This window comes from Burkholderiales bacterium (assembly GCA_036262035.1).
Classification (GTDB): Bacteria; Pseudomonadota; Gammaproteobacteria; order Burkholderiales; family SG8-41; genus JAQGMV01.
On the sequence record DATAJS010000015.1, the window covers coordinates 206,909 to 233,088 of the forward strand.

Sequence of the window (26,180 nt, forward strand, 5' to 3'; positions counted from 1 at the left end):
AACGCGTGTATCTCACCGAGAAATTCGCGAAGCTCGTCACCGAAACGAGCTACGGCGACATCCCGGAACCCGGTATCGCCAAGGCGAAGGAGTGCATCCTCGACTGTATCGGTGTCACGATCGCGGGCTCGGCCGAGCCGATCCGCGAGCCGGTGATGCAGTACGTGCAGGCGGTGGGCGGCGCGAGCGACGCGACGCTGATGGGCATCGGCGGCAGGACCTCGGTGACCAACGCCGCGCTCGCCAACGGCGTGTTCGGGCACGTGCTCGATTACGACGACACCAACCAGATCTTCATCGGCCACGGCTCGGTGGTGATCGTGCCGGCGATCCTCGCGCTCGCCGAGAAGCTGGGATCGAGCGGCAAGGACGTGCTCACTGCGTACCTGCTTGGCACCGAAGTGCAGTGGAAGCTCGGCGAGGCGCTGGTCGACTGCGGCGATCACTACGCGAAAGGCTGGCATTCGACCGGCAGCATCGGCGCCTTCGGCGCGACCGCCTCCGCCGCGAAGCTGCTCGGCTTGAGCGCAAGCCAAGCGGCCCATGCGTTCGGCATCGCAGCCTCGGAAACCGGCGGCTTCCAGGAACAGTTCGGCACGCATTGCAAGCCGTTTCACGCCGGGCGTGCCAACGAAGTCGGCGTGCGTGTCGCGCTGCTCGCGAAAGGCGGCTTCACCAGCGCGCGCAGCGCGTTCGAAGGCAAGGTGGGATGGCTCAAGCTCGTCGCGGACAAGTACGACCTCTCCAAGGTCGACCGCTTCGGCGAACCGTGGGGCATCCTCGAAGAGACCTTCGGCCGCGGCATGAATCTCAAGGCGCACCCGGTGTGCGCGTCCGCGCTCGGCGCGGTCGAGGGCATGCAGTCGCTCGCGGCTCAGCACGGCTTCACCGCCGGGGACGTCGAGACGATCGAATGCGGCGTACGCCCGCACTCGCTCAACATCCTCATGTATCACGAGCCGAAAACGGGCTTGCAGGCCAAGTTCAGCGCCGAATACTGGCCGGCGATCACGCTGCTGCGCGGGCGCCTGGGCTTGCGCGAGATCACCGACGAAGTGGTGTCGCGGCCCGACGTGCAGGCGCTGATCGGAAAGGTGAAGGTCTATCCCGATCCGTCGATCACGGTGTCGCACGCGCGCGTGAACATCAAGGTCGTTCTTAAGAACGGCCGCACGTTGTCGGAAGCGTATTACCCGGCGAAAGGCGCGACCGACAACCCGTTGACTCGCGACGAGCTCGTCGACAAGTTCAACGAGTGCGCGGAATGGGGCGGGGTGCCCGCATCGAAAGCGGCACGGACGGTGGAGATCGTCTCGGGGCTCGAGCGCGCCGAGAGCGTCGCGGCGCTGATGGATTCGGTAGTTCGATAAGAGGAGGAGCTGGAATGAAGGTCAAGGACGTCATCTGTGCGGCGGGTCGCTCCGGCTACATGCACCGCGACCTGCTCGCGATCAAGGCGGGCAAGGCGAAGCCCAACGGCAGTCTCTACGAAGGCGAGCCGATGTCGCCGGGCTTCACGCGCATCATCGAGCCCGCGACGATCATCTCGATCATGCTGGTGCTCGAAGACGGGCAGATCGCGTTCGGCGATTGCGCCGACGTGATCCTCGCCGGCGTCGCGGGGCGCGATCCCGCGTTCAATGCCAAAGGCCACATCGACTACGTGAAGACCGGGGTCGCCGCCGCGCTGCGCGGGCGCGACATCTCGAGCTTCAGGCGCAATGCCGAAGAGATGGACAAGTTCGAGCACGCCGGCAAGCGCCTGCACACCGCGATTCGCTACGGCGTGTCGCAGGCGCTGCTGCACGCGGCGGCGCTGTCGAACAAAGTCACGATGGCGGAAGTGATCGCCCGGGAATACGGTAGCACGATCTCGAAGGAGCGGATTCCGATCCTCGCGTCGTGCCACAAGGACGATCCGGGCCAGCTCGACCGCGTGATCCTCAAGCGCGTTGAATTGCTGCCGCACGCCTCTTTCCAGATCGTCTCCGAGCACGTCGGCTTGCAGGGCGAGAAGCTCGCGGCGTTCGTGAAGCGCGTCGCATCGCGCTGCAAGGAGATCGGCGACCCCGATTACAACCCGCGCATCCACGTCGACCTCTACGGCACGCTCGGCGAGCTGTTCGAGATGAACGTCGAGCGCATCGCCGAATACATCGGACGTCTCAGAAAAGAGTCGGGCTCGTACAAGCTCCTCGTCGAGTCGCCGATGATCGCCAGCACGCAGGACGAGCAGATCGAGAAGTTCGCGGCCTTGCGCAAGCTGCTCGCGCAGCAGGGCACCGACGTCGGCATCATCGCCGACGAATGGTGCAATACCCTGCCCGACATCCGGCTGTTCGCGAAGGCCGCGGCTTCGGACTTCGTGCAGATCAAGACGCCCGACCTCGGCAGCATCCACAACACGATCGAGGCGGTGCTCTACTGCAAGGAGAACGGCATGGGCGCGTGCCTCGGCGGCACCGCGAACGAGACCGACCATTCGACGCGCATCTCGTGCCACATGGGCCTCGCGTGCCGCCCGAATTTCATGCTGTCCAAGCCGGGCCTCGGCGCGGACGAGGCGCTGATGATCCAGACCAACGAGATGGCGCGGACGCTCGCGATACTCGAGACGCGGACCTAGATCGTGCGCCACGGGATCGCCACGTCGCGCTTCGCGCTCCTCGCGATGACGTCATTGCGAGGAGCGGCAGCGACGAAGCAATCCCGTGACGCACGGCGCGCAGCGCGCGCAATGCAACGCAAACGGTCTTCACAATAAAGAGAGCTCAGCATGAAAACATTCGATGTGTTGTGTGTGGGACTGCTTCTCGTTTCTTACGCCGCGCTCGCGCAGGACTATCCGGCGCGGCCCGTCCGGCTCATCGTGCCCTATCCGCCGGGCGGCCCGACCGACATCATGGGCAGGCTCACCGCCGAAGTGCTGACCAAGCGCCTCGGACAGAACGTCGTGGTCGACAACCGGGGCGGCGCCGCGACCGCGATCGGCGCGGAGATGGCGGCGCACTCGCCGGCGGACGGTTACACGCTGCTCGTCTCGTCGGAGACGACGTTCGCGGTCACGCCCGCGCTCAAGAGCAAGCTGCCGTACCACCCCGAGCGCGATTTCGCGCCGATCTCGCTGCTCACCACGCAGCCGTACGTGCTCGCGGTCGGGCCGGCGAGCACCGCGCAATCGGTGTCGCAGCTCGTCGCCTACGCCAAGCAGAATCCCGGCAAGCTCTCGTACGGCTCCGCGGGTACCGGCAGCGCGAACCACCTCGCGGGCGAGATGTTCAGGAACGCGGCCGGCATCGACATCATCCACGTGCCGTACAAAGGCAACGGTCCGGCCATCACCGACCTCGCGGGCGGACAGATCGCGCTGATGCTCGGCAGCATCTCGTCGCTGCTGCCGCACGCGACGACCAAGAGGGTCAGGCTGCTCGCGGTCGCGGCCGGCAAACGCTCGGCCAATGCGCCCGACGTGCCGACGTTCGCCGAAAGCGGCATGCCGGGATATCAGGTCAGCGGATGGAACTGCATCGTCGCGCCCAAAGGGACGCCGGCGGCGACCGTCAAGCGGCTCAACGCCGACATCGTCGCGGGCTTCGCGCAGCCGGACGTCATCGAGCGGTTGAGGAAACAGAGCATCGACGCCGCGACCGGGACGCCGCAGCAGCTTGCGGCGCATATCAAGTCGGAGTTCGCGCGCTATTCCAAGCTCATCAAAACCGTCGGCCTCACCGTGGAATAGGGTCTGACCCCGGCTTCATCGGGGTCTGACCCTGGCTTTTCTTGAAAGCAGGTAAGAAAAAGGACGCAAAGGAAAGAACCAAGGGCGCAAAGTAAAAACGCTTTATTCAAAAAAGCAAAAGCAGACCAAGGTGAAAGGCAAGGGCGTAAAGGGGGCCGGATCATGCGGACGTGCGTATATGAAAACACTGGTTGAACAGCTTGCTGCGTATTGGTCTGACGCGCGCTATGAGGCGCTGCCGGCCGAGACCATTCGGCTCGCGAAGCGCTTTCTCATCGACACGCTCGCGGCGGGGATCGCCGGCGCGCAGACCGATGTGGCGCAGATCGTCGATCGTACGGTGCGCGGGACTCTGGAGAATGCGTCCGGGTCGGGCGTGCTGTGGGGACGCCGTGACACGCTGCCGGCGCGCGAGGCCGCGCTCGTCAACGGCACCGCGTCGCACGCGCTGGAGCTCGACGATTTCGGCGGTTGCGGGCATTCGGGCGCGGTCGTGATTCCCGCGGTGCTCGCGATCGCCGGGCGCGTAGGCGTCAGCGGCAAGGACGTGCTGACCGCGATCGTCGCGGGGTACGACGTCGCGGCGCGCGTGACCGAAGGCGCGGGCGGCTATCGCTATCACAACGACCTGGGCTGGCATTCGAGCGGCACGTGCGGCACCTTCGGCGCCGCGGCGGGCGCGGCGAAGCTATTGAAGCTCGACAGCGAGCGTTACGCCGACGCGCTCGGCGTCGCAGGCACGTACACCGGCGGCATCTGGGCGTTCCTCGCCGACGGCGCGATGACCAAGCGCTTCCATCCGGGCAAGGCCGCCGAGACCGGTTTGTCGGCGGCGCTGCTCGCGAGAGAAGGCATAACCGGCCCGCGGCAGGTGCTCGAAGCGAAGTGGGGCGGTTTCTACTCGACCTACGCGCGCGAGATCGCGACGCCGGAGGCGACGCTGAAAGGTCTGGGCGAAGAGTTCCGCATCGCGCGCTCGGGCATGAAGCCTTATTCGTGCTGCCGCGGCCTGCACGCGACGATCGACGCGCTGTTCGAGATCATGAACGAGACGGGGGCGCGCGCGGAGGACATCGAGCGCATGGTCGTGCACGGCAACGCGCAGAACAAGACCCAGTTCGACCGCCCCGAGATCGGAACCCTGCTCGATGCGCAGTTCAGCTTCCAGTACGTGCTCGCTGTCGGCGCGAACAGCGGGCGCGCGACGCTCGACCAGTTCGTGCCGCCGCGCAACGTCGAGCCGGAAGTACAGAAACTCATGCGCATCGTCGAAGTCGCCGCCGACCGCGAGCAGCCGCCGGCGACGTACCCGCCGCTCGAAGTGCGCCTGAAAGACGGGCGGACGATCGAGCGCCATGTGAAGTACGCCAAAGGCGCGCCGGAGAATCCGTTGAGCGACGACGAGCTCGCGCGGAAAGTGGTGTCGCAGGTGGAGCCGGTGCTGGGCGCCGCGCAGTGCAAGGCGCTCGTCGAGTGTGTCGCATCGCTAGAAGACGTGCGAAATGCGACAGAGTTGTTGAAACTCTTGTCAGCGCGGGGTTAAAACGGCGCGGTGCGCCTGCGCGCACCCTACGAAACGAGACGAATGCAACGTAGGGTGCGTGGTAACGCACCGCGCCGTTCAACGGAAGAACTCGACCCTCGCCTCGCGGAACCACAGGAAGTTCGCCGGCGCCGCCGAGATCGGCCCGTTGATCGCAAACACCGCGATCTCGAACGTGTCGCCGGGCGACACGACGCTGTCGCCGAGCACGATGCGATTGGGCATGTTGAAGCCCTGGATCGCGGCCGGGCTCGGCCGGCCCGAGGCGCGCGGCATCACGCCGTTCACCCAGATTTCGGCGTAGTCGTCGACGGTCACGTGCAGCACCGTCTTCGCACCGGCGGTGTCGAAGCCCGCGGCGTTCTGCGGGATCGTCAAGGTCGTGCGAAACCAGAAGAACGACACCATGCCGCCGCCGCGCTTGCCGCCGAGATCGGTCGGCGGCACGCGTTCCCAGTCCGAGTCGTCGAAGCCGACCAGCTCGGCATGGGGCTCGACGTCGTAAGTCGTCTTGAACTCGGGCCGCGAGTCGCTGAGCGCGGGACACTCGGCAAGCTTCGCTTCCTTCGCGCGCCACACCGCGCCGAATGCCGCCGACCCTGCGTCGGTCATCAGGTCGACGACGTGCACCGGCGGGATCAGCGGCGCGATGGGCGGCTGCGGCTGCAGCACCGGCGGGATCGCCGGCGGTATCGATTTCGTGGGCCGGACATACTTGCCTGGAGGCATCTGCGCGTCCTTTCACTTCGACGTTCAGGGATGGTCGGCGGGCGTGATCTCGGCGCCGACGCGCTCGACGATGAGCTGGTAATGCTCCGGCCGCCGGTGCGCGGCGAAGTCGAAGGTCGTGCGCTTCAGGTCCGCCGCGAGATCGAGGTCGGCGTTGACGCAGATCACTTCGTCCTCCTCGCTCGCGGTCTTCGCGACGATCTCACCGTGCGGCGACACGATCACCGAATGCCCGAACATGCGGTAACCGTCCTCTGCGCCGCACTTCGCGGTCTCGACCAGCCAGATCGCGTTCTGGTAAGCCATCGCCTGCGCGGTGATGAGGTGATGGTGCACGCGCAGGCTCGGCGGCTCGTCGTAGGCGAGGTTCTCGGTCGGAGTGTTGAACCCGAGCGCGACGATCTCCGCGCCCTGCAGCGCGAGCGTGCGGAACGCCTCGGGCCAGCGCCGGTCGTTGCAGATCAGCATGCCCGCGATCGTGTCCAGATAGCGCCACACGCGAAACCCGAGATCGCCGACCTCGAAGTACTTCTTCTCGAGGTGCTGGAAAGGCGCCTCACGCTTGTGGTCGGCGTGGCCGGGCAGGTGGATCTTGCGGTACTTGCCGATCAGCGTTCCGTCGGGAGCGACGAGGATCGCGGTGTTGAAGCGGTGGACGCGGCCTTCCTGCCCGGTGAGCTCCGCGTAGCCGATGTAGAAGCCGATGCCGAGCCGCTTCGCTTCGTCGAACAGCGGCTGCGTCTCGGCCGAAGGCATCCGCGACTCGAAGAAGCGCCGGTCGACCTCGGCCGGGTCGTCGTACCACCAGCGCGGGAAGAAGGTCGTGAACGCGAGCTCCGGGAAGACGACGAACCGCGCGCCCATCGCGTGCGCTTCGCGCAGCAGCGCGACGAGCCGCTTCGTCGCCGAAGCGCGGGTGTCGGACAGATGCAGCGGCCCGAGCTGCGCCGCGGCGATGCGGAGATGGCGTGCCATGTCAGCGCGGCCTGTCGAGGGTCGGCAGCTCGCGCCTGAAGAGCCGGCGCCCGCGCTTGAATGCTGTCAGAGGCAGCGCGCATTTCGCGATGACGTCGGACGCGCGCTCCTCGCCCCAGACGACGAGGTCCGCGGCGTTGCCGACCTCGATGCCGTAATCGGGAACGCGCATGAGCTTCGCCGCGCGGCCGGTGATCATCTCGAAGCACACCGCGAGGTCGCGGTCGCCGTAGCGCTGCACCACGTTGGCGTAGAGGTTGGCGATGCGGGTGAGGGAACAGTCGCCGTACGGCGTGAACGCGTTGAGCACGTTGTTGGTCGCGATCGTGCAGTTCGCGCCGCTCTCGATCAGGGTGTTGGCGTCGGTGACGCCTCGCATCACCGTGTGCTCCATGTGGCGTCCCGCGTTGAAGAGGTCGGTCGCCGGCAGTACCGCCAGCGACACGCCCGACTGCGCGAGGCGCTTGCCGACGGCTTTCTGCTGCGCGACCGGCAGGCACGAATACTTCGAGCCGTGCCCGAACGCGACGCGCCCCTGCCAGCCGATGCGGTCGGTGATCTCGCAGACCTGCGGATAATCCAGGTCCTCGATTTCGTACCCGCCGTCGAGGTGGAAGTCGACGTCGATATCGTACTGTCGCGCGAGCTCGAACACCCGCCGGATCTGGCCGGGGCCGTCCTTGTCGTAGCGGATGCCGCCGCCGATCACCGGCGCGCCGCGTTTGACGCACGACACCAGGTTGTCGTCCGCGCCCGCGACGCCGGTCCAGCCTTCCTGGAGGAACACGCACGGCTGGATGTCCATCCCCCACGCGTAGTCCTTGCGAAGCTGCTCGACCACCTCGTAGCCGATCAGCCCGACGTTCGGATCGACTTCGACCTGGGTGCGCATGTGGGTGACGCCGTGCAGCAGGCACTGCTCGATCGTCGCGGACGCGCGGGCATAGGTGTCCTCGACCGTGAAGGTGTGCTTGATCGAGGAGGTGCGCTCCATGTGGTTGCGCTTCATCCGGTCGCCTTCGTACGGGACGCGATCGACGCTCATCGCCTTGTCGAGATGGAAATGGCTTTCGACGAGACCCGGCGAGACGAGCTTGCCTGTCGCATCGTGCTCGGGACCTTCGGCTTTCAGCTTCGGCTCGAGCGCGGCGATGCGTCCGTCGCTGATGCCGATGTCGACCGTCGCGCCGCCCGCGAGCTTCGCGTTACGGATGATGAGATCGAGCGCCATGCGTGGTTGTCCTCCCCGGCGATCACGCGATGCTATCACCCGCCTGACATACCATCGGACGTCTCGTTGCGGTGAATCGCGTCAGGCCAAGCCTTGCCTGCTGCACCGCCGCAACGTTTGATGAGCTTTCGACGATAGGGACCGCGATGAACTTCAGCCGTCATTCCCGCGAAGGCGGGAATCCATTTTTGAGCCTTTGAAAGTCAAGATGGATCCCGGATCGCGTCGGTTCCGACGCGTCCGGGATGACGAGCTCGGTCAGCCCGCACGCGGCCTCGCTTGACGCTCCCGAGAAGGCTGCGCTTAACTGTGCACGCCAGGCATACACCACCGGGGAGTCACAAGATGCGGCCAGTCACCGCGCGCGTGCGTCTGTCAGCTCCGTTGTTGCTCGCCCTTTGCGCCTCGTCCGCGCTCGCGCAGACGGGCGCGTATCCCAGCAAACCCATCCGCATGGTCGTGCCGTTCCCGCCGGGCGGTGCGGTCGACGCGATCGGGCGCATCGTCGGGCAGAAGCTCTCCGACGACTTCGGCCGTCCCGTGGTCATCGACAACCGCGGCGGCGCCGCGGGCGCGGTCGGCTCCGAGCTCGCGGCGCACGCCGCGCCCGACGGCTACACGCTGCTCGTCGGGTCGACGAGCACGATCTCGATCAATCCGGCGCTGAATTCGAAGCTCAACTACAGCCCGCACCGCGACTTCGTGCCGGTGAGCGTCGTCGGCTACGTGCCGCACGTGCTCGTGGTGAGCGTCGGCGTGCCGGCGAGCACCGTGAAGGACTTCATCGCGTACGCGAAGTCGCAGAAGCAGGGTCTCAACTACGGCTCGGTCGGCACCGGATCGCCGCACCATCTCGCCGGCGAGATCTTCAAAGGCATGGCCGGCGTGAACATGACGCACGTGCCTTACACCGGCAGCGGTCCCGCGCTGATCGGCGTGATGGGCGGACAGGTGCAGTTCCTCTCGGTCGACCTGCCGGCGGTCGTCGGCCAGCTCGGCAGCGGCAAGCTGAAGGCGCTCGGGCTCGCCGCGGCCAAGCGCGATCCGCTGCTGCCCGACCTGCCGACGGTGAGCGAATCGGGACTGCCGGGCTTCGAGATCTCGGGCTGGTACGGCATCTTCGCGCCGTCGAAAACGCCGGGGGCGATCGTGCACAAGCTCTCGGCCCAGATCGAGAAGATGCTCAAGGCGCAGGACGTGCGCGCGAGCCTCGCCAAGATCGGGGTCAACGTCCTCGGCGGCAGCGAGAAGGATGCCGCCGCCTACATCAAGCGCGAAGACGCGAAGTGGTCGAAGGCCATCCGCGATTCGGGCACCAAGATCGAGTGATTTGTTTGAAAATGGATTCCCGATAGCTTCCGCTGCCGCGGGCCGGGAATGGCGCCTCATCCGTCATCCCCGCGCAGGCGGGGATCCATTTTGACTTTCAAAGAGCCTCAATGACTCCCGACATCTTCTCCCCCGCGACCTACGCCGCGAACCGCAGGCCCCTGGACCAGGCGTCGCCGCTGCCGTGGTGGTGCTACGTCTCGCCGGAGTGGTATCAGCGCGAGATCGAGGCGATCTTCCGCGGCCCCGACAGCGAGTGGCTGTGCGTCGGCCGCGTCGACCAGGTGCCGAATCCCGGCGACTTCTACACGATCCCGCTGCTCGGCCAGCCGCTGATCATTTCCCGCGACCAGAGCGGCAAGGTCAACGTGCTCTCGGCGATCTGCCGCCATCGCGGCGCGGTCATCACCGAAGGCGAAGGCCGCTGCCGCCAGTTCATGTGCCCCTATCACAACTGGACGTATGCGCTCGACGGCGCGCTCGTCAACACACCGGGGCTGCCGCCGCCGATGGACGCGAGCGTAGGCTTCGACAAATCGCATTACCACCTGACGCGCATCACCACCGATTTCTGGGCGGGCTTCATCTTCGTCACGTTCAACCCGGATCCGAAACCGCTGGCGGAATCGCTGGGGACATTGCCGGCGTTCCTCGCGAACTATCGGCTCGAGGAGATGCAGTTCACGCATCGCGACATCTACGAAGTCGAGTGCAACTGGAAGGTCTGGCTCGAGAACGCGTTCGAGAACTATCACGTGCCGACGATCCATCGCAAGCACATCGACCCGACCCAGCCGCAGAACTGGGAGTTCGAGCAGACCGACGGCCGCTGGGAAGCGATGTACAGCAAGCGCAGCATCGTGGCCTATCAGGGTCTGCCGCCGCTCGAAGGCCTGAACGAGCGTCAGGCGAACGGCCTGTATCACATCTGGGTCAAGCCGAGCGTCCAGATCATCATCACGTCGTCGTCGATGAAGTACCGCCAGTACCTGCCCGAAGGGCCCGAGAAGCTGCGGCTCATCGAGAACTGGACCTTCCCGCGCACGACGGTCGCGCGGCCCGATTTCCAGGACACCGTGGGCGACGCCTACTACCACAAGTATTCGGAGATCATCCGCGAGGACCTGCGCATCTCGCCCAACGTCCAGCGCGGGATGCGCTCGCGCGCGTTCGAGCCGGGACGCTATTCGGTCGAAGAGTTCGTCGTCCACAAGATCGCCAACTACGTGCTCGATCGCGTCATCGGACCTTCGAGCCCGCTGCGCGCGGTGCAGGTCGCGTAACAAAGGGAGGAGTCATGCCGGAACAACCGCGCCGCGACCGCCGCGCCTTCAGCGAGTCGCGTCCGTTCGTCGTGCACATCGAGAACTCGAGCACGCTCATGCCCGTGTTCATCGTGCACGACTACGAATACGAAGCCGCGCTCGCGCGCCACCCCGACGTCGCGAAAGTGATACGCACCACGTGGGGCGAGGACGCGAAGAGCTACGACGAGGCGGTGCGCGAAGCCGACGCGATGATCAGCTATCGCTTCCCGCGCGACAACCTGCGCAGCCGCGCGCCGCACCTGAAGTGGATCCAGGTGCTCGGGGCGGGTGTGGACTACATGCTGCCGCTGGATTGGGTGCCGCAGGACCTCATGCTCACCACCAACTTCGGCGCGCACGTGCCGAAGGCTTCGCAGTCGGCGCTGATGGCGATCCTCATGGTGAACGCGCGCATCCCGACCCTCGTCACCAGCCAGCGCGCGCACGAGTGGAACCGCCTCTTCACGAGCACCGTGGAAGGGAAGACGCTGCTCGTCGTCGGCGTCGGCCACATCGGCGGCGGCGCGGCCGAGAAAGCGAAGTCGGCCGGCATGCGCGTGCTCGGCATCCGCCGGAGCCGTCAGTCTCATCCCGCATGCGACGAGATGCACGGGCCCGAAGCGCTGCACGAGTTGCTGCCGCGCGCCGACATCGTGCTCCTCAACACCGCGCTCACGTCGGAGACCAGGTTCCTGATGGGGCGTGAGGAGTTCGACCTGATGAAACCGGGCGCGGGCTTCATCAACATGTCGCGCGGCGGCCTGGTCGATCCCGAGGCGCTCGAGGCCGCGCTGCGCAGCGGCCATCTGGGCGGCGCGATGATCGACGTGAGCTACCCCGAACCGCTGCCGGCGGACGCGACGCTCTGGGACGCACCGAACCTCATCATCACCCCGCACGTGCTGTCGGACGACATCCGGCACTACATCCCGCGCACGCTCGATATCTTCTTCGACAACATCCGGCGATATCTCGCGGGCGACGAGCTGCGCAACGTGGTGGATATCGCGAGGGAGTATTGAAAAAAAACTCTCCCTCCCCCTCAGGGGGAGGGCCGGGATGGGGGTGGTTTCTAATGACGATGAAGCTTTTGCTCGCGGCAGCGGCCTCATGCGCCGCATCGCTCGCTCACGCCCAGACGTATCCCTCCAAACCGATACGTCTCATCGTGCCCAACGCGCCCGGCGGCGGTACCGATACGGTCGCCCGGGTGATCGCCGACAAGCTCTCCCCGGCGCTCGGCCAGCAGGTCGTCGTCGACAATCGCGGCGGGGCAGGCGGGCGCATCGCGGCCGAAGGTGTCGCGCGGGCGCCCAGGGACGGCTACACCCTGCTCCTCGGCAGCGCCGCGACGCTGATCACCGGGCCCGTGCTCGACGGCGACCGCAAATACGACCCGACGAAGGATTTCGCGTACATCTCGATGGCGGGCAAGACCGCGTACATGCTCGTCGTCCATCCTTCGCTGCCCGCCGGGAACGTGCGCGAGCTCGTCGCGCTCGCGCGCGCGCAACCGCGGCGCATCACGTACGCATCGAGCGGGCAGGGCAGTCCCGCGCACCTGGGCATGGAGCTGCTCCAGGCGATGTCGAAAGCGCGCTTCGTGCACGTGCCTTACAAAGGCGGCGCGCCGGCGATGCTGTCCCTCTTCCAGGGGGAGAACTTCGTGATGATCGCGAACTTCCTCACCGCGCTGCCTGCCGCGCGCCAGTCCCGCGTGCGGGCGCTCGGCGTCACCAGCCTCGCCCGAACGCGCCTCGCGCCCGATCTGCCGACGATCGCCGAGACCGGTCTTCCCGGATTCGAGCTCCAGCAGTTCTATTCGCTCGTCGCGCCCGCGGGAATCCCGGCCGATGTCGTCGCGCGCCTCAGCCACGAGATGGCGCAGCGCTTCGCGGCCGAAGACTCGAGGCGGCGTCTCGACGGCGAAGGCGTGGAAGTCATGACCTCCACGCCGCAGGAGGCCGCTGCGTTGTATGCCGCGGAGTACGCGAAATGGGCCCGGGTGATCCGGAGCGCGGGCATAAAGAGTGAAGGGTGAATGCGTGAAGGGGGAAGGGCGAGAAACGGGTCCAACCCCTCACCCTTCACCCACAAAAAACTCCACGCCCTTCGGCGTGCAATCCACGCCATTCACCGGCACCAGGTCCTGCGGACACGCCGACATCGCCACGACGCAGTCGACCAGCGCTTCGAAAGTGACGCTGTCGCCGGCTTTCGCTTCCGGCGCTTCGACGCGCATCACGCGGTCGTCGTCGAGCTTCGTGTTCATGAAGAGGTTGAGCGGGGTCGGCACGTAAGCGAGCGCTACGCCCGTCGATGCGATCGCCTCGCGCAGGTTATCGGCGCAGTTGTCGTGAGGCCCGGTGCAGCCGAGGAGGCGATAGCGCGCGGGATCGCACGCCGCGAACAGCATGCAGTGCACGCCGGGCGACGCGTCGCGGGTCAGCCGCACCATCGTGCCGGCGCAGGTCGGACACGAGCACGTCGCCGACCGCCGGTTTGACGCGCCCGATCGTGACGGCCGAATGCGGCATCGACAGATGCTCGCCCGAGCCGTCGACGCGAAACGCCCAGAAATCGACGACCTGGCCGCCGTGGGTGTTGACGACGGTGATCGTCTGGCCGGCCTTCAATGTCACCGCGGCGCCGCGGCGGGCGGGGATTTCGACGGTGTTTTTCATTTCTTCATCGTCATTCCCGCGAAGAGCTTGCCCTCGAGTGCTTTAGTCGGGAGCGGGAATCCATTCGACGCGTAGCGTCGTCCTGGCGCAGGCCAGGATTCATTTTGAATTTCGTTCAAGGTCAAAATGGGTCCCGGATCGCGTCGTTCGACGCGTCCGGGACGACGATGGCGGTCAGTTCGGGAAATGCGGCATGCCGGGCTCCTTGCCTTCCGGCAACTGCGTGCGCGCGGTGTTCATGAGCATCCCGAGGAGCTGGTAGTACCCGCCGATCGCGACGATGTCGACCACGTTGCGCTCGCCGAACTTCGCGACCGCGCGGTCGTAGGTGGCATCGGACACGCATCGGTTGGTGAAGAGCTCGGTGAGGAGGTCGTAAGCGATCTCTTCGTCCTCGGCCATGCCGCGCGGGCGACGGCCTTCGGCGATGGCGTCGGCGACGTCCGCCTTCAGCCCCGCCTTGAGCGCGAGGGGATAGTGCGCGCTCCATTCGTAGTTCTGCGTGAGCTGGCGCGCGGCGATCAGCGTCGCCATCTCGGCGATGCGCCGGTCGACCTCGCACTTGAAGCGCAGGTATTCGCCGACCTTCTGCAGCGGGCTCATGAGCCCGGGGCTGCGCAGCATCACGTTGAAAGGTCCGCGCACTTCACCGCGTGGTCCCGCCGCGAGCTCGGCCGCCGCGGCTTTCTGGTCTTCGGTCATCTGCGCCGGATCGAGCTTCGCCATGCGCGCGCCGCGCTTCGTCGTTGCCGCCATCACTCCTCCAGGAATTTCGTACGATCGGATCCCGATTCTATTGCTTCGCGATCCATTCGCTCCAGCGATCCGCGGCGCGGTCGCGCTCGTCCTGCGGCGCGCTCGGATCGTAGCCTTGAAGCGTGCGCCACAGCGCGTCGCCGTCGGTGATCCGCGAGGCGATGTCGCGAATCGCGACGATCGCGCGTTCGCGCGTGAGCGCATCCGGCGCCTTGAGGAGCGGTGCGAGCGCGGGCAGCGCGCGAGGGCCCATCGCGACGAGCGCGTGGAGCGCCGCCGTATACGGCTGGTGCAGGAAATCCTGGACGTCGTCCGGCGACCCGAGTCGCGCGGCGAGCTCTTCCGGCGTGTCGGCCATGACGCTACGGTCCCGGCGCGGGTGCGGGACCCGGCGCAGGGGCGGGGGCGGGCGCCGCGGCCGGCACGTGCACGAAGGTGATGACGACCCTGCGGTTCGCCCAGCGGTTCGCTTCGCGATCCTGGTCGGCCCCGACCGCCGGACTCCCGCCCAGGTCGCCGGTGCCCGCGTCCGTCGTCGCGGCGGTCGATTCGCCGACCGCCACCGCCGAATCGATGCGCGCGCGCGCGATGCCCGCCCCCGTCAGCTCGCGGATGACCGCCGCGTTGCGGCGGCGCGCGAGACGCAGGTTGTACGCGTTCGTGCCGCGGATGTCGGCAAAGCCCTGCAGCGACATGTGCACGTCGGGATTGCGCGTGAGATAAGGCACGAGGTCGGTGATCTTGGCGGTTTCCCCTGCGGCCGGGTCGGGCACGTCGAAGTCGAAATAGATGATGACCGGCTCGTGCACGTAGAAATCGCGATGGCGCTCGAGCGCTTCGGCGAACGTGGCCGTCGCGGTGTCCTGCACCGCCACGCGCTCGTTCACGACGTGTCCCGCGCGCAGCCCGAAACCCCACTTGACCAGGCCGTAGGTGAAGCGGGTGTCTTCGCCCACCGCCGCGCTTTCGAAGCTGAAATCGAGGTTCCACGTCGTGCCGCCCGCGCCGGGCGTGTCGTACAGCGACACGGTCTTCATGTCGGCGGGATCGTCCGAGCGCTTGAAGCCCGGAACGACGATGTGATTGCCGCCGATGCCGCCGCCGCGTATGGCCGGCTGCTGCGTCTGTCCGACGATGCCGGTGGTGCCCGGCGCCGCGGCCGACCATTCGTAGTTCGGCGAGAGCGCGCTCCCGCCCGGCGTCGGCGTCGCGCCGGTCTGGTGCGTGACGTCGGTGATGTAGCCGCCTTCGATGCCGCGCGTCGCATCGTCCGCGGTGCGCGCCCCGGGCGTGCCGAGCGCGCCGCGCGGCGACTGCGGCGCTCCGATGGTTCCGGAATTCACGTCGGCGCCGCCGAGGTCGGTAAGCTTCACCATCTGGATCATCACGATCGAGTTCGAGTTCGGCGCGCCGACGCCGGGCACGAAGCGGATGTAGCCGTCGAGCCCGCTCGCACCGGTCGGCGGCGTGGCGATCGCGCCTTCGCGCGTCTGCATGTCGATCTCGAAACCGCCGTTGGTGACGCCGAAGCTGGCGGGGCCCAGGGTGCGCTGTATCGGCAGCTCGCCGTGCAGCGACAGCGGTGTGAGCGCACCGTCGGCGCGTCCGCCGCCCGTCTGCTGCACGACGTGCGCGAGCTCGTGCGCGGTGACCTCGTTCACCCCCGGCGCGTACGCAGCGCCGAAGAAGATGTCGCGCCCGTGCGTGAACGCGCGCGATCCGAGATCGCGGTTGAGCGCCGCGGAGGCCGCGCCGGTATGTATGCGCACGTGGCCGAAGTCGGTGCCGAAGCGCGACTGCATGTGCTCGCGCGTGGCGCCGTCGAGCGGCTGGCCGTGCGAGCCGAGCGCTCGCGCCGTCCGCGACGAAGGCGCATCGGCCGCTCTCGCCTCGCTGCGCGGTTCGGCCGACCGCGCCGGGGCCGACGACATCGCTCGCTCCGCGGCCCGATCGGCTTCGCGCTCGTGCGTGTCGCCGGGCGTGCTCACTTCGAGCTTGGCCTGCACCTGCGCCGCATGCGCCGGCGCGCGCCGCAGGAACGCGGGCACGCCTCTCTGCGCGTTGCCCGCTGTGCTCGCGCCGCCGAGATAGCGCGGCAATCCCGCCGCGGGACGCGACGGCGACTGCGCGCTCGAGCGCGCGCGTTGCGAGCTGCGTGGACGAGACGACGATCGATAGGTCATGTCGTGGGCTCCTTCCGGCGGGCGCGCTTCGCCCTGAGCTGCCGTATCCAGTGCACGGCGGCGATCGCGAGCAGCGCGAGATAGATCCAGCCGAGCGCGGGCACCAGGCCTTCGCCGATCCAGCGCGGCGTGGGCTCGTCGCGCCCGACGTACCACGCGGCGAGCGAAACCGTGACGACGATGACGATCGCGACCGCGTAGCGCGCGGCGACCGGCAGACCGCGCCTCAAATCGATGCGGATGCGAGGCGTATGCCGCGTCGGATCGCGCGGCGGCAGCGGCGGCACGCGGCGGTCGCGGAAAGTCACGAAGCCTCCGCCACGATCTTGTTCATGTCCGGATCGTAGATCGCGAGCACGCGGTCGCCTTCGAAGCTCGCCGACCAGTCCTGCGGCAGCATGAGCACCGAGCTCAGGCCGGGACGTGCGATCGCGAGCCTGCCCGCTCTCATCCATTCGGTCGCCACCGCGCCGTCCTCGTCGGGAACGAACGACCAGCCCGAATCGTGTTTCTTCGCAGGCTTGCCGCGGATCGCGATCGACTTCGGCGCATCCCACAAGTCGGAAGCGACCAGCACGCCGTCGTCGTGACGCGTCGCCTCGGGTTTCGCGCGGCCGAGCTCGACGATGCGCGTCTGGTCCCGCAGCACGCGCAGCGTGACCGCGACGCCGCGCGTGAACGCGACGTCGTCGCGCGAGAAATCGGGCTCGCAGACGATCCACTCGCCGTCCTGCTCGTCGATACGCAGCGGCGCCCAGCCGAAATCGACGAGGCTGCCCGGGTGCAGCTTCGGTCCCCTGGCGTGCAGCTCGGCGAGCTTCGCGAGCAGGCTTCGCGCCGCGACGTCGAGCTCGTCGGGGCAGACGGCGACCACCGTGCGGCCGTCGAGGGTGACTGTGGCGGTCATGGCCCCTGCAATCTCTTGAGGCGCGCCGCGATCTCGGCTTTGACCGCGGCGCGCGCGTCGGCTTCGATCTGCCGCAGCTTCGAAACGTCGACGGTCCCGCGCAGGTCGGGCCTGCTCTTCGCCCATTCCGCGAGCCTCGCGTCCTGCTTCGACGAGTTGAGCGAGCGCCTGAGCCACGCCATGTTCTCCGGCATGTCGAGTATCTCGAGCTGATCCGCGCGCGGCAATCGGCCGAAGCCGGGCATGTCCATGATCTCCGCGACCGGCGTGATGTGATCCGGCGAGAGCAGATCATAAGGCAGCTCCTCGCCGGTGACGTAATCGATGCCGTGGCCGGCGGCGGGGTTCCTGCCTTCGGCGGCGTAGCGCTCGCGCACCGCTTTCTGGAACGCAATCCTGCGCTCGGTGCCGCCCGCGCCCTTGAACGGCGTGCCGCCGCGCAGCGCTTCCCGCGCGCCGGGCTGGAAGCCTTTCGCCGACTCGATCTCGTCGGAGAGCTGTCTCTTGAGCTTCTCCGCTTTCGCGCGGAGATCCATGAGCTCCTTGCCTTCCGCGCTCGCCATCGGCGGCTCCTGGTGCCGCACCTTGGCTTTCGGGCCGTGGATGATCTCCTGCTCGCGCTTGGCGATGTCGTCGAGCTCTTTCGCGTAACTTTCCTGGCGCTTGAGCGACGCTTCGAGCTCCTCGAGGTCCTTCGCGGCTCGCGCTTCCTGCGCTTTCGCTTTCTTCCACTCCGCCTTCGCGCGCTGCGGCTTGCGGCTTTCGTTGCGCCAACCCTGGGCTTCGTTCTCGAACTGCTCGCGCTGCTTGCCCGCCGCGTCCGCGCGCTCGCGCGCGGCTTTCGCCTCCGCCGTCTTGCCCTGCTTTTCGAGCTTCTTCGCGGCCTTGGTTTCGCGCTCGAACTCCTTGCCTGCCTGTGCGGCTTTCTTGTCGGCTTCGCGCGCCGAATCGCGCATGAACTTGATGTCCGCCGGATCCTCGAGCTTGCGCGCCTCCGCGGCGTCGGCGGCAGCCTGCTTCGCTTCCTGCGCGCGCTTTTCCGCGGCCTGCACCGCTTCGCGCGCTTCGTCGACCGTTTTGCGCGTCTCGCCGATGTACTCGTTGCGCAGCTTCGGCGAGTCGACGCAGTAGCGCGTCGGCGAGAAGCGGCAGAAGCTGCCGTCGGGCTGCTCGCGCCATTCGTGGTCGCCCATCTTGCGCTGGCGGTTCGGCGGCGTGCCTTCGAACTGCTCGGGATGGTTCGCGAGGTCGTCGACTTCCTTGCCCGCCTGCTGCGGCGTGAGCTCTTCGTTGGGCACTTTGCCGTTCTCGGCCTTCGCCGCGTCGTCGGCAGCGGCCGTCTTGCCCGCCTTCGCTTCGTCGGCTGCGCCCGCAGCTTTCGCATCGTCGGCCGCCGCGGCGGCTTGCGTATCGTCGGCGACACCGACCGCTTTCGCTTCCGCGCCTTCCGCGGCTTCGCCGACGGCTTTGGTCGTACCCGCCAGCGGTCCGCCCGGCGCCCGCGCCTTGTCCCAGATCTCCTTGCGCGCTTCCTTGGCCGCTGCGCGCGCGCCTTTGAAGCCTTCGACGCCTTCGCCGACGAGGAACTTCCTGGACTCGGCGGCGCGCGCTTTCAGCGCGTCTTTCGCCTTGCCGAGCTTGCCGGGAATGGCTTTCACGCCGGAGGCGATCTTGCCCGGCAGCGCTTTCGCGCCGCTCGCGAGCGCCTTGGCGCCCGAGACCACTTTCCCGGGCAGCGCTTTCACACCGCCCGCGACGGCCTTGGCGCCCGACACGATCTTGCCCGGCAGCGCTTTCGCGCCGGCGACGACCGCTTTCGCGCCGCTCGCGACCGCCTTGCCGCCGGCGGCAAGGCCTTTGCCCACCGCCTTGGCGCCGGCGACGATGCCTTTGCCGGTCGCCTTCGCGCCGGCGACGATGCCTTTGCCGACCGCCTTGCCACCCGCGGCGACGCCGCGCCCGACCGCGCCCGCGATCGCTTTCGGTCCGCCCATGATCGTCTTGCCGACGGCTTTCGCGCCGCGACCGACCGCGCCGACTCCGCTGCGCAATCCCACGCCCGCCTTCGCGCCCATCTGCGCCGCGTACTTCACACCGCCGCCCGCGGCCTGGATCTCCGCGGTCGCCGCCTTGGCGCCCATCTGGCTCGCTTTGGCCATGCCCATCTGCATGAGCACGTTGGCGGCGTCGCCCGCGTTCTCGGTCATCTTGTCCGCCTGGCCCTGCAGCTCCGCGGCGGTGCTCGCGCACGCGGCATCGATGAGGTTCTTGATGAAGACGAGCGCCTGCAGCACGAGCGCGACCTTGCCGACCGCGATCGTCCAGCCGCCGACGGTCGTCAGCACCGTGGTGCAGAACGCGATGACCGGACCGGTGATCGGCGCCGCGGTGCCGAGCGACAGGATGGTGATCGCGGTCATGATCGCGATGATCACGCCGGCCAGCGCGGTGATGGAGCCGAGGATGATCGTGAGCCCGGTGGCGATATCGGCCGCGGACTTGAGCAGGTTGCCGAGCGGATCTTTCGACCATTGCTCGGCAGAGAAGAGGTTCGCCGCGCCCGACACCATCATGCCCAGGCCGCTGACCACACCCATGAGCGGACCGCGCGGATCGATGATGCCGATCGCGAGATGGCCGATGCCCGGCCACTTGATGTTGCCGACCGAGCCGAAGAGATTGCGGCCGGTGAGTCGCAGCGCGATGCCCATCTTGTCGGTCGCCGACAGCGCGTCGAAGCCGCCGGCCTTCGACTTCTCGATCTCCTCGATCTCCGCCGCGCGCTTCGCGTTCGCGGCTTCGACCGCTTCGGCGCGCTGTTTCTCGTTCGGCGTCTCGACGCCGGTGAGCCACGACGGCAGCGCTTTCGCGACGTCGCCCGCGAGATCGATCTTCTTGCGCTCGCCCGGCGCCGGCCCCGCTTCTTCCTGCGGTGCTTCTTCGGCGGGCAGCGCTTCCTCGCCTTCGCCTTCGCCGCCTCCCTCGCCTTCGGCCGCGGCGGCGGCTTCTTCGGCGGTGGGCGGGCCGAACGCTTCGGGCTCTTCGGGCGGTGCGGCTTCGGCTTCGACTTCGGGCGGCGCTTCCTCGACGGCGGGTTCCTCGGGCGGCGGCTCTTCGGCAGGCGGCTCCTCTTCGGCCGCACCGGCGTCGGCGCCGCCGGCATCCGGCTCTTCCGCCGGCGGCTCGGGCTGCGGCCGCGGGTTCTCGGGCGGCTGCACGCCGCTGTCCGGCGCAAGCTGCACGACGCCGTCGATCGAGTCGTCGTTCGCCGCTTCGGGCGTGCGTTGCACGACGGTCGGCGCGGCTTGCTCCGGCGCGGGCGCTTCGTCCTCCGCCGGCATCGGCGGCGGCTCTTCCTCCGCGGGCACCGCGGCCATCGCGGCGGCGTAATTCTGCTGGACCGCGTGCAGGCGCTGCTCCATGTCGTCCGAAGTCGACATGATCGATGCGCCGCGCTCGTCGATCGCGCCGGCAGCCTGCGTCTGCTGCTGGGGCGCGGACGCGAGCGCCTGCGCCTGGGCCTGCGCGTCGGCGTTCTGCGCGGACATCTGCGCGAGCTTGTCGCCGGTCGAGGCGAGCGTCGCGTCCATGCCGTCGAGCTTGCCGCGCGTGGCGGTGTTGGTCTGTTGCGCCTGCGCCGCTTCGGCGGCGAGATCGCCGGCCTTGGTCTGGGTCTGCGAGATCGCGCTGTCGGTGGTACCGATGTCCGCGCCGGCCTGGTTCATCTGGCCGCCCTGCTCGGCGGCCTTGGCGGCGGCTTCGGGATCGTCGGGCGTGTTCGCGGCGTTCTCCGCCGACAGCGAGCCCGCTTCGGACGCCATCGGCCCCGACTCGGCTTTGCCTTCGTCGGCCTTCGACGAATAGTTCGGCGCTTCCGCCGCGACCGTCGCCGCTTTCTCTTCGGAGATCGCCAGCCCTTCGCGCGCCTTGCCCGCGAGATCGCGCCTGAACGCGAGGTGCGCGTTCGACTTCGCGACCCCGGCCGTGGCCTGCGCGACGCCGCTCTGCACGAGTCCGATGTTGGCGGAGAGCGCGCCCGCGTTCGCGCGCTCCTCGGCGGCGAGCGAGCGCACGCGCGAGCCTTCGCTGCGCATCGATTGCGCGGCCTGCGCGAGCGAGGCGACCTGCGCGTCGACGTCCGGGCTTGCCGGCAGCGGCTGGCCGCCTTTGTCGGCCGGCACGACCGGCGCGGGCGGAACCACCATGGTCACGCCGCCGCCGCCCGCGAAACCGCCACCGCCCGCCGCGGCCTCGGCAAGTCCCGCGGCCGCGCCGGCTGCGGCCGCGGCTTCGCCGCCGGCCGCGGGACCGCCGCCGCCTTTGCCTTTGCCTTCGGCGATCGGCTCGCCCGGCGTGCTCGCTTCGGCCTGGACCTCCGCTTTGGCTTCCTGCACTTTCGGCGCTTCGGCGGCGGGGCGATCGACGTCGGGGCGCGCGCCGGGCTCGACTTCGGCGCGCTTGGTCGCAAGCTCGCCGCGGTCGATCTTCGAAGTCGCGCTGCGCGCCTCGTGCTGCCGGGTCGCGCCGTCGGTCGCATCCTTCCCGTCGCCGCCGCCGCCATCGTCGCTATCGCTGTCGTCGACTTCCTTGGAGATCTTCGCCTGCATGCGCGCCGCGACGCCGCCACCGTCTTCGGGATGGCGATAGTCGGCGGGCGCGCGCTGCACGCGGTCGGGTGTGGCGCGGCCGCTCGTCTGCTGCACCACGTGCGCGACCTCGTGCGCCATCAGCGAGACGTCGTCGGCGCTTTGCTGCGGGCCGATCCAGATGTCGTTGCCGTGCGTGAACGCTTTCGCGTTGAGGCTGCGCGCGAGGCTGCGCGATCCGGGATCGCTGTGCACGCGCACGCTGGAGAGATCGAGGCCCATCGAGCTTTCGAGCCGTTCCCGCACGGGCGGCGCGAGCGGCGCGCCGTTGCCCGGGCTTGCCTGCGCGTGGTTCGATGCGCTCACGCCTTCGGCTTGCGCGGCGTCGCGCTGCACGACATCGGTTTCTTCCTCGCCCTGCTCTTCGGCGCATTCGGCGCAGAGTCGTTGCACCGCAGGCGCGCCGGCGCTCATGTAGCGCGGGCTCAGCGATTCGCCGCGCGTCACCGCCTGCGAGATCGCGTCGGCTTCGCGCTCGAACGGATCGTCGCGCGCGCCGACCGCGAGCTTCGCCTGGGCGCCGCCGAGAAAGCGCGGCAGGCCGGTTTCGCTCGTTTCGTCGGCGCAGCAGTCGCGCTTGCGCTGGACGAGCGGCTCGGCGCTCTTCGTCTTCGCTTGCGACGCGAGCGGCGCGAGGCTCACGAGCCTGTCCCCGGTTGCAGGGCGGCGGGTGCGGGCTTGCCGAGCTTGCGGTATTCGGCGACCGCGGCGACCGCGAGATCGTCGGCGCCGATCGGCCGGCCTTCGGCACGCGGCGCCACGGCCGCCGCGAGCACGATGTTGCGCACGTGGCCGCCGGCGAGCTCGCACGTCGCCGCGAGCCGGTTGAGCTCGCCGGGGGTGAGCGCGTGCGCTTGCCCCAGGTGCGCGAGCCACAGCGCGCGCCGCTCGGACGGGCCGGGCGCGGCGAACTCGATGATCGCGTCGAGCCTGCGCGTGAATGCCGAATCGAAGCGCGCGCGGCTGTTGCTCGTGAGGATGGCGAGGCCTTCGTAGGTCTCGATGCGCGAGAGCAGATAGTTGGTCTGCGCGTTGGCGAAGCGGTCGTTCGCTTCCTTCACGTCGGTGCGCTTGCCGAACAGCGAATCGGCTTCGTCGAAGAGCAGCAGCACTTCGGCGTGCTCGGCGCGCGCGAAGAGCTGCGCGAGATTCTTCTCGGTCTCGCCGATGTACTTGCTGGTGATGCTCGCGAGGTCGACGCGATAGAGCGGCAGCCCGAGCCGCGTCGCGAGCCATCCCGCGGCGAGCGTCTTGCCGGTGCCCGACGGACCGACCAGCAGCGCCCGCACGCCGGTGCGATAGCGCGCGCGCGTCGCGGGGCCGAGCGCGTCGGCGAGCGCGTCGCGCGTCACGCAGCGCCGCGCCAGCGCTTCGAGCTCGCGCCGGGTCGTCGCAGGGAGAACGAGCGCGTCGTCGGCGATCGCTTCGGGCATGAGCTCGGCGAGCGTGCCGAGATCGCCGCTCGCGCCGCTGCGCGCGGCGATCGCGATGTCGTTCGTGGTGAGGGTCCCGGCACCCGAGAGCCGCCGCTGGAACTCGCCGGCGCGCGCGAGCTCCGCGATGCGCCCGGCGGGATGGCGATGCCACGTGCCGAGCGTCTGCGCGAGGTCGGCGACGCCGGTCGAAGCGTGCCACAGCGCGATGCGCTCGGTCGCCGCGGGCACCGGCACGCGCCACGACGACAGCGCTTCGCGCGCGCGCTCGAAACCGCCGTCGGGGCCGGAGGCCACCAGCCATCGCCCGCGCCAACCCGGAAGCTCCGGGAGCTGCCGCCGTTCGCCCGGCGCGAGCTCCGCGCAATACACCGGGACGCACTGCGACAGCGCGAGCCACGGCGCGAAGCCGGGCGGCGGGTCGCTTTCGAAGAACGCCGCGCGCGCCTGAAGCGCCGCAGCGATCGCGGCGGCGACCGCGCGCGCTTCGCGCGGATGGCCGCTGCGCACGACCAGCGCGCCGTCGGCCGCGAGCGCAGCGGCGCGGCGCTGCGCGGCGTCTTTGATGCTCGCGGGCAGGGGCGGCGCGTCGGCAAGGCCGATCGTGATGCCGGGCGGCGCGATCTCGTGCGCGCTCTCGCCGAGCGCGAACACGATCGGCAGCGGCACGGTCACGCTCGCTTCGGGCAGGGTGCGCGCGTCGCCTGCGATGTGCAGCAGACCGCTGGCGTGCGCGCGGCCGCCGGCGAGTGTCGCCAGCGCCGCGGCGTCGCCGAGGTGCGAAGCGAGCAGCGCCACCAGCCCCGCGGTCGGCCGCGCGCCGCCGATCGGCGCCTGCAGCCATGCGAGCACGCGTCCCACCATCGAATCGGTCTCGGCAGCGCACGCCAGCGACACCGCGATGATCTCCGCGATCGACAGCTGCCACGCATCGGCGAACGCGCACAGCCGCGCGTCGTGCGGCGGCGGCGACGCGCGCCAGCGCTGCACGTGCGTCGCGAGGTCGGGCGCGATCGCCTGCAAGGCTTCGCGCTGCGCGCACAGCCATTCGGCTTCGGGCGAGCTCGCGTCGTCGCCGGCCGGCGCGCAGGTCGCGAGCGCGATCGCGTGCAGCGGCAGAGCGAGCTCGACGTGCGGGTTCACGTCCATCGCTCGAAATCCGCGAGGTAGTGAAACGCGACCACGCGGCCGAGCCACGGCACCCAGCCCGGATCGAGGTCGAGCCCGGCGCGCCTCACCGCCATGCTCGCGTGCCCGAGCGCGAAAGCGACGTCCGCGTGCGTGGGCGTGAGCGTGAGACGGGCGGGACGCGCGACGAGTGTGGCGATGCCGATGCGCGCGCCGCGGCGCAGGCAGCGGCGGCACGCGGTGAGCCACGATTTCGCGATCGCGTCGACGAGGCCCGGTGGAAGACCGGATTGCGCGTCGTCGTAGCGTGCGAGCAGCCACGCAGGATCGCCGGGCGGGATCGCGAGCCGCTCGCACACGCGCGCGAAGAGCCGCCGCTCGATCCCGAGGCCGCGATACGCCGGTGACTGGTCGAGCCATGCGCCGAAGCCGAGGCGATCGAGCACCGGCACGAGAAAGAGGAGGCCGCCCGCGAGCGTGGGCTCGCCGCTCGGCCATGCCGAGCGCGTTGCGGGTTCGGGCTCTGTTACGTGCGCGGGCGAGTCTTCGGCTGCCGCGACCTGACGCGTGCGCGACGCAGGGCCGCGTGTTGCCGCGGGTGCGGTGCTGTCGCTCCACTCTACCGTGCTCGCGCTATCGGGTATCGCGGTGTCCGACTGTTCAACCGGCGCGGGCGGCGGCGCAGAGCGCTCGTCGCGCCGGGCGATCGGGGCGTCGGACGGTTCACTCGAATCCGGCGCGCGCGAGCGCGCCTCGGTCCGCATCTCGGTGCGCGCGTTACGAGCGATCGGCGCCGCCTGCGCATCGCGTGCTTCACGCGTCTGCCGCACGGCGATCGAAGGCATCGACGCTTCGGCCTCGAGCGCGATCGCGGCGAGCGCGAGCACGCGCGCGTCGACGAGGGCTTCGCGCGTGAACGCGAACGGCGCAGGCGATGCGCGCGGCGCCGAGCGCTGAAGTACCGTAGCCGCGAACGGCGCGTCTTCGACGAGACGCTGCATGCGCTCGCGCGTGACCCCCGCGACCGTCGCGAGCATCGGCGCGTCCGCTTCGCGCAGCGAGTGGGCGAGCCGCTCGATCCTCCCGGACTCGCCGAGCGCACGCACGAACGCCGGCAGCGCCGCGCGCGCTTCGGGCAGGTCGCACAGCGAGAGCACCACCGCGCGCAAGCGCTCGCCACCGTACGCTTCGAACGCGCGAGGCACCGCGAGCGGCCAGAACCATTCGTCCGCGGCCTTGCGGTCGAGGAGCCGCAGCGCGAGCAGGGTGTGCGCTTCGAGCGCGTCGCGGAACCACACCGCGGGCGCCGCGGCCGCACCGGCCTCGTCCGCGTGCATGACGTAAGAAGAGAGCGCTGCGACCTGCCGCTCGATCGCGAGCGACAGCGCCTGCGGCGAGCTGTCCGCGTCGAAGCGCGGCAGCGCGAGCCGCCGCACCACGGTCACGCGCGCACGGCCGTCGGGCAGCGTGGCGGTGCGGAACGCGTCTTCGATGAGGCGCAGCGCGCGACCTCCGAGCGTCTCGTCGGGCGCGCGCAGCCGCAGCCGCTCGACGCGCCGCTCGGCGAGAGTCGTCGCGCCCATGCCGCCG

Annotated in this window: 21 protein-coding genes; 8 read left to right on the forward strand and 13 right to left on the reverse strand. The window is 69.0% G+C overall.

The window, feature by feature from the left end; all coding sequences use genetic code 11:
• Positions 1–5: 5 nt before the first annotated feature.
• The 4 genes from VHP37_19605 to VHP37_19620 all read left to right on the forward strand — a co-directional run bounded on the left by VHP37_19605 (position 6) and on the right by VHP37_19620 (position 5,282).
• On the forward strand, positions 6–1,370 hold the full coding sequence (locus VHP37_19605) for an MmgE/PrpD family protein (protein HEX2828569.1): 1,365 nt from the start codon (positions 6–8) through the stop codon (positions 1,368–1,370).
• A gap of 14 nt (positions 1,371–1,384) precedes the next feature.
• Positions 1,385–2,626, forward strand: a complete 1,242-nt coding sequence (locus tag VHP37_19610) for a methylaspartate ammonia-lyase (GenBank protein HEX2828570.1) — start codon at positions 1,385–1,387, stop codon at positions 2,624–2,626.
• A 150-nt stretch (positions 2,627–2,776) separates the two neighbouring features.
• The gene (locus VHP37_19615; protein ID HEX2828571.1) at positions 2,777–3,739 is read left to right on the forward strand and encodes a tripartite tricarboxylate transporter substrate binding protein; all 963 of its coding nucleotides are present in this window, start codon (positions 2,777–2,779) and stop codon (positions 3,737–3,739) included.
• Positions 3,740–3,917: 178 nt separating this feature from the next.
• The gene (locus VHP37_19620; protein ID HEX2828572.1) at positions 3,918–5,282 is read left to right on the forward strand and encodes an MmgE/PrpD family protein; all 1,365 of its coding nucleotides are present in this window, start codon (positions 3,918–3,920) and stop codon (positions 5,280–5,282) included.
• Between the two features lie 78 nt (positions 5,283–5,360).
• On the opposite strand, the gene VHP37_19625 is transcribed toward VHP37_19620, so the two are convergent.
• Genes VHP37_19625 through VHP37_19635 form a run of 3 tightly spaced genes read right to left on the reverse strand, consistent with a single transcriptional unit; the run spans position 5,361 to position 8,217 of the window.
• Positions 5,361–6,011, reverse strand: coding sequence for a hypothetical protein (locus tag VHP37_19625; GenBank protein ID HEX2828573.1), 651 nt, complete (start codon positions 6,009–6,011; stop codon positions 5,361–5,363).
• A 24-nt stretch (positions 6,012–6,035) separates the two neighbouring features.
• Positions 6,036–6,986 carry an N-carbamoyl-D-amino-acid hydrolase gene (locus VHP37_19630; protein HEX2828574.1) on the reverse strand — a complete coding sequence of 317 codons (951 nt, stop codon included), beginning with the start codon at positions 6,984–6,986 and terminating at the stop codon, positions 6,036–6,038.
• 1 nt (position 6,987) lies between these two features.
• Positions 6,988–8,217 (reverse strand): amidohydrolase family protein, encoded by a 1,230-nt coding sequence (locus VHP37_19635; protein HEX2828575.1) that lies wholly within the window; start codon positions 8,215–8,217, stop codon positions 6,988–6,990.
• A 345-nt stretch (positions 8,218–8,562) separates the two neighbouring features.
• On the opposite strand from VHP37_19635, the gene VHP37_19640 reads away from it, so the two are divergent.
• From VHP37_19640 to VHP37_19655, 4 genes are all read left to right on the forward strand, one after another.
• Complete coding sequence (locus tag VHP37_19640) at positions 8,563–9,546, forward strand: tripartite tricarboxylate transporter substrate binding protein (GenBank protein ID HEX2828576.1); 984 nt, start codon at positions 8,563–8,565, stop codon at positions 9,544–9,546.
• A gap of 110 nt (positions 9,547–9,656) precedes the next feature.
• The gene (locus VHP37_19645) at positions 9,657–10,829 is read left to right on the forward strand and encodes an aromatic ring-hydroxylating dioxygenase subunit alpha (GenBank protein ID HEX2828577.1); all 1,173 of its coding nucleotides are present in this window, start codon (positions 9,657–9,659) and stop codon (positions 10,827–10,829) included.
• Positions 10,830–10,843: 14 nt separating this feature from the next.
• Positions 10,844–11,875, forward strand: a complete 1,032-nt coding sequence (locus VHP37_19650) for a D-2-hydroxyacid dehydrogenase (protein HEX2828578.1) — start codon at positions 10,844–10,846, stop codon at positions 11,873–11,875.
• Between the two features lie 53 nt (positions 11,876–11,928).
• The gene (locus VHP37_19655) at positions 11,929–12,894 is read left to right on the forward strand and encodes a tripartite tricarboxylate transporter substrate binding protein (protein ID HEX2828579.1); all 966 of its coding nucleotides are present in this window, start codon (positions 11,929–11,931) and stop codon (positions 12,892–12,894) included.
• Positions 12,895–12,933: 39 nt separating this feature from the next.
• On the opposite strand, the gene VHP37_19660 is transcribed toward VHP37_19655, so the two are convergent.
• The 10 genes from VHP37_19660 to VHP37_19705 form a co-directional block, all read right to left on the reverse strand.
• The gene (locus VHP37_19660; protein HEX2828580.1) at positions 12,934–13,311 is read right to left on the reverse strand and encodes an urea carboxylase-associated family protein; all 378 of its coding nucleotides are present in this window, start codon (positions 13,309–13,311) and stop codon (positions 12,934–12,936) included.
• Positions 13,193–13,537 carry a DUF1989 domain-containing protein gene (locus tag VHP37_19665; protein ID HEX2828581.1) on the reverse strand — a complete coding sequence of 115 codons (345 nt, stop codon included), beginning with the start codon at positions 13,535–13,537 and terminating at the stop codon, positions 13,193–13,195. The genes VHP37_19660 and VHP37_19665 overlap by 119 nt, the downstream gene beginning before the upstream one ends.
• A 174-nt stretch (positions 13,538–13,711) precedes the next feature.
• On the reverse strand, positions 13,712–14,293 hold the full coding sequence (locus VHP37_19670; GenBank protein HEX2828582.1) for a carboxymuconolactone decarboxylase family protein: 582 nt from the start codon (positions 14,291–14,293) through the stop codon (positions 13,712–13,714).
• A gap of 37 nt (positions 14,294–14,330) precedes the next feature.
• The gene (locus tag VHP37_19675) at positions 14,331–14,651 is read right to left on the reverse strand and encodes a hypothetical protein (protein ID HEX2828583.1); all 321 of its coding nucleotides are present in this window, start codon (positions 14,649–14,651) and stop codon (positions 14,331–14,333) included.
• 4 nt (positions 14,652–14,655) lie between these two features.
• Positions 14,656–16,476, reverse strand: coding sequence for a DUF4157 domain-containing protein (locus tag VHP37_19680; protein HEX2828584.1), 1,821 nt, complete (start codon positions 16,474–16,476; stop codon positions 14,656–14,658).
• The gene (locus VHP37_19685) at positions 16,473–16,784 is read right to left on the reverse strand and encodes a hypothetical protein (GenBank protein HEX2828585.1); all 312 of its coding nucleotides are present in this window, start codon (positions 16,782–16,784) and stop codon (positions 16,473–16,475) included. The genes VHP37_19680 and VHP37_19685 overlap by 4 nt, the downstream gene beginning before the upstream one ends.
• Positions 16,781–17,383, reverse strand: coding sequence for a hypothetical protein (locus VHP37_19690; protein ID HEX2828586.1), 603 nt, complete (start codon positions 17,381–17,383; stop codon positions 16,781–16,783). The genes VHP37_19685 and VHP37_19690 overlap by 4 nt, the downstream gene beginning before the upstream one ends.
• Complete coding sequence (locus VHP37_19695; GenBank protein HEX2828587.1) at positions 17,380–22,671, reverse strand: DUF4157 domain-containing protein; 5,292 nt, start codon at positions 22,669–22,671, stop codon at positions 17,380–17,382. Before VHP37_19695 ends, VHP37_19690 begins: the two co-directional genes overlap by 4 nt.
• Positions 22,668–24,611 (reverse strand): ATP-binding protein, encoded by a 1,944-nt coding sequence (locus tag VHP37_19700; protein HEX2828588.1) that lies wholly within the window; start codon positions 24,609–24,611, stop codon positions 22,668–22,670. The genes VHP37_19695 and VHP37_19700 overlap by 4 nt, the downstream gene beginning before the upstream one ends.
• Positions 24,602–26,173, reverse strand: a complete 1,572-nt coding sequence (locus VHP37_19705; GenBank protein ID HEX2828589.1) for a hypothetical protein — start codon at positions 26,171–26,173, stop codon at positions 24,602–24,604. The genes VHP37_19700 and VHP37_19705 overlap by 10 nt, the downstream gene beginning before the upstream one ends.
• Between the last annotated feature and the right edge of the window lie 7 nt (positions 26,174–26,180).

Excerpts from the sequence above, each read along its gene's own strand:
- VHP37_19610 (HEX2828570.1), top strand. The coding sequence starts at position 1,385 with ATGAAGGTCAAGGACGTCATCTGTGCGGCGGGTCGCTCCGGCTACATG.
- VHP37_19615 (HEX2828571.1), top strand. The coding sequence starts at position 2,777 with ATGAAAACATTCGATGTGTTGTGTGTGGGACTGCTTCTCGTTTCTTAC.
- VHP37_19620 (HEX2828572.1), top strand. The coding sequence starts at position 3,918 with ATGAAAACACTGGTTGAACAGCTTGCTGCGTATTGGTCTGACGCGCGC.
- VHP37_19625 (HEX2828573.1), bottom strand. The coding sequence starts at position 6,011 with ATGCCTCCAGGCAAGTATGTCCGGCCCACGAAATCGATACCGCCGGCG.
- VHP37_19630 (HEX2828574.1), bottom strand. The coding sequence starts at position 6,986 with ATGGCACGCCATCTCCGCATCGCCGCGGCGCAGCTCGGGCCGCTGCAT.
- VHP37_19635 (HEX2828575.1), bottom strand. The coding sequence starts at position 8,217 with ATGGCGCTCGATCTCATCATCCGTAACGCGAAGCTCGCGGGCGGCGCG.
- VHP37_19640 (HEX2828576.1), top strand. The coding sequence starts at position 8,563 with ATGCGGCCAGTCACCGCGCGCGTGCGTCTGTCAGCTCCGTTGTTGCTC.
- VHP37_19645 (HEX2828577.1), top strand. The coding sequence starts at position 9,657 with ATGACTCCCGACATCTTCTCCCCCGCGACCTACGCCGCGAACCGCAGG.
- VHP37_19650 (HEX2828578.1), top strand. The coding sequence starts at position 10,844 with ATGCCGGAACAACCGCGCCGCGACCGCCGCGCCTTCAGCGAGTCGCGT.
- VHP37_19655 (HEX2828579.1), top strand. The coding sequence starts at position 11,929 with ATGACGATGAAGCTTTTGCTCGCGGCAGCGGCCTCATGCGCCGCATCG.
- VHP37_19660 (HEX2828580.1), bottom strand. The coding sequence starts at position 13,311 with ATGGTGCGGCTGACCCGCGACGCGTCGCCCGGCGTGCACTGCATGCTG.
- VHP37_19665 (HEX2828581.1), bottom strand. The coding sequence starts at position 13,537 with ATGAAAAACACCGTCGAAATCCCCGCCCGCCGCGGCGCCGCGGTGACA.
- VHP37_19670 (HEX2828582.1), bottom strand. The coding sequence starts at position 14,293 with ATGGCGGCAACGACGAAGCGCGGCGCGCGCATGGCGAAGCTCGATCCG.
- VHP37_19675 (HEX2828583.1), bottom strand. The coding sequence starts at position 14,651 with ATGGCCGACACGCCGGAAGAGCTCGCCGCGCGACTCGGGTCGCCGGAC.
- VHP37_19680 (HEX2828584.1), bottom strand. The coding sequence starts at position 16,476 with ATGACCTATCGATCGTCGTCTCGTCCACGCAGCTCGCAACGCGCGCGC.
- VHP37_19690 (HEX2828586.1), bottom strand. The coding sequence starts at position 17,383 with ATGACCGCCACAGTCACCCTCGACGGCCGCACGGTGGTCGCCGTCTGC.
- VHP37_19700 (HEX2828588.1), bottom strand. The coding sequence starts at position 24,611 with ATGGACGTGAACCCGCACGTCGAGCTCGCTCTGCCGCTGCACGCGATC.
- VHP37_19705 (HEX2828589.1), bottom strand. The coding sequence starts at position 26,173 with ATGGGCGCGACGACTCTCGCCGAGCGGCGCGTCGAGCGGCTGCGGCTG.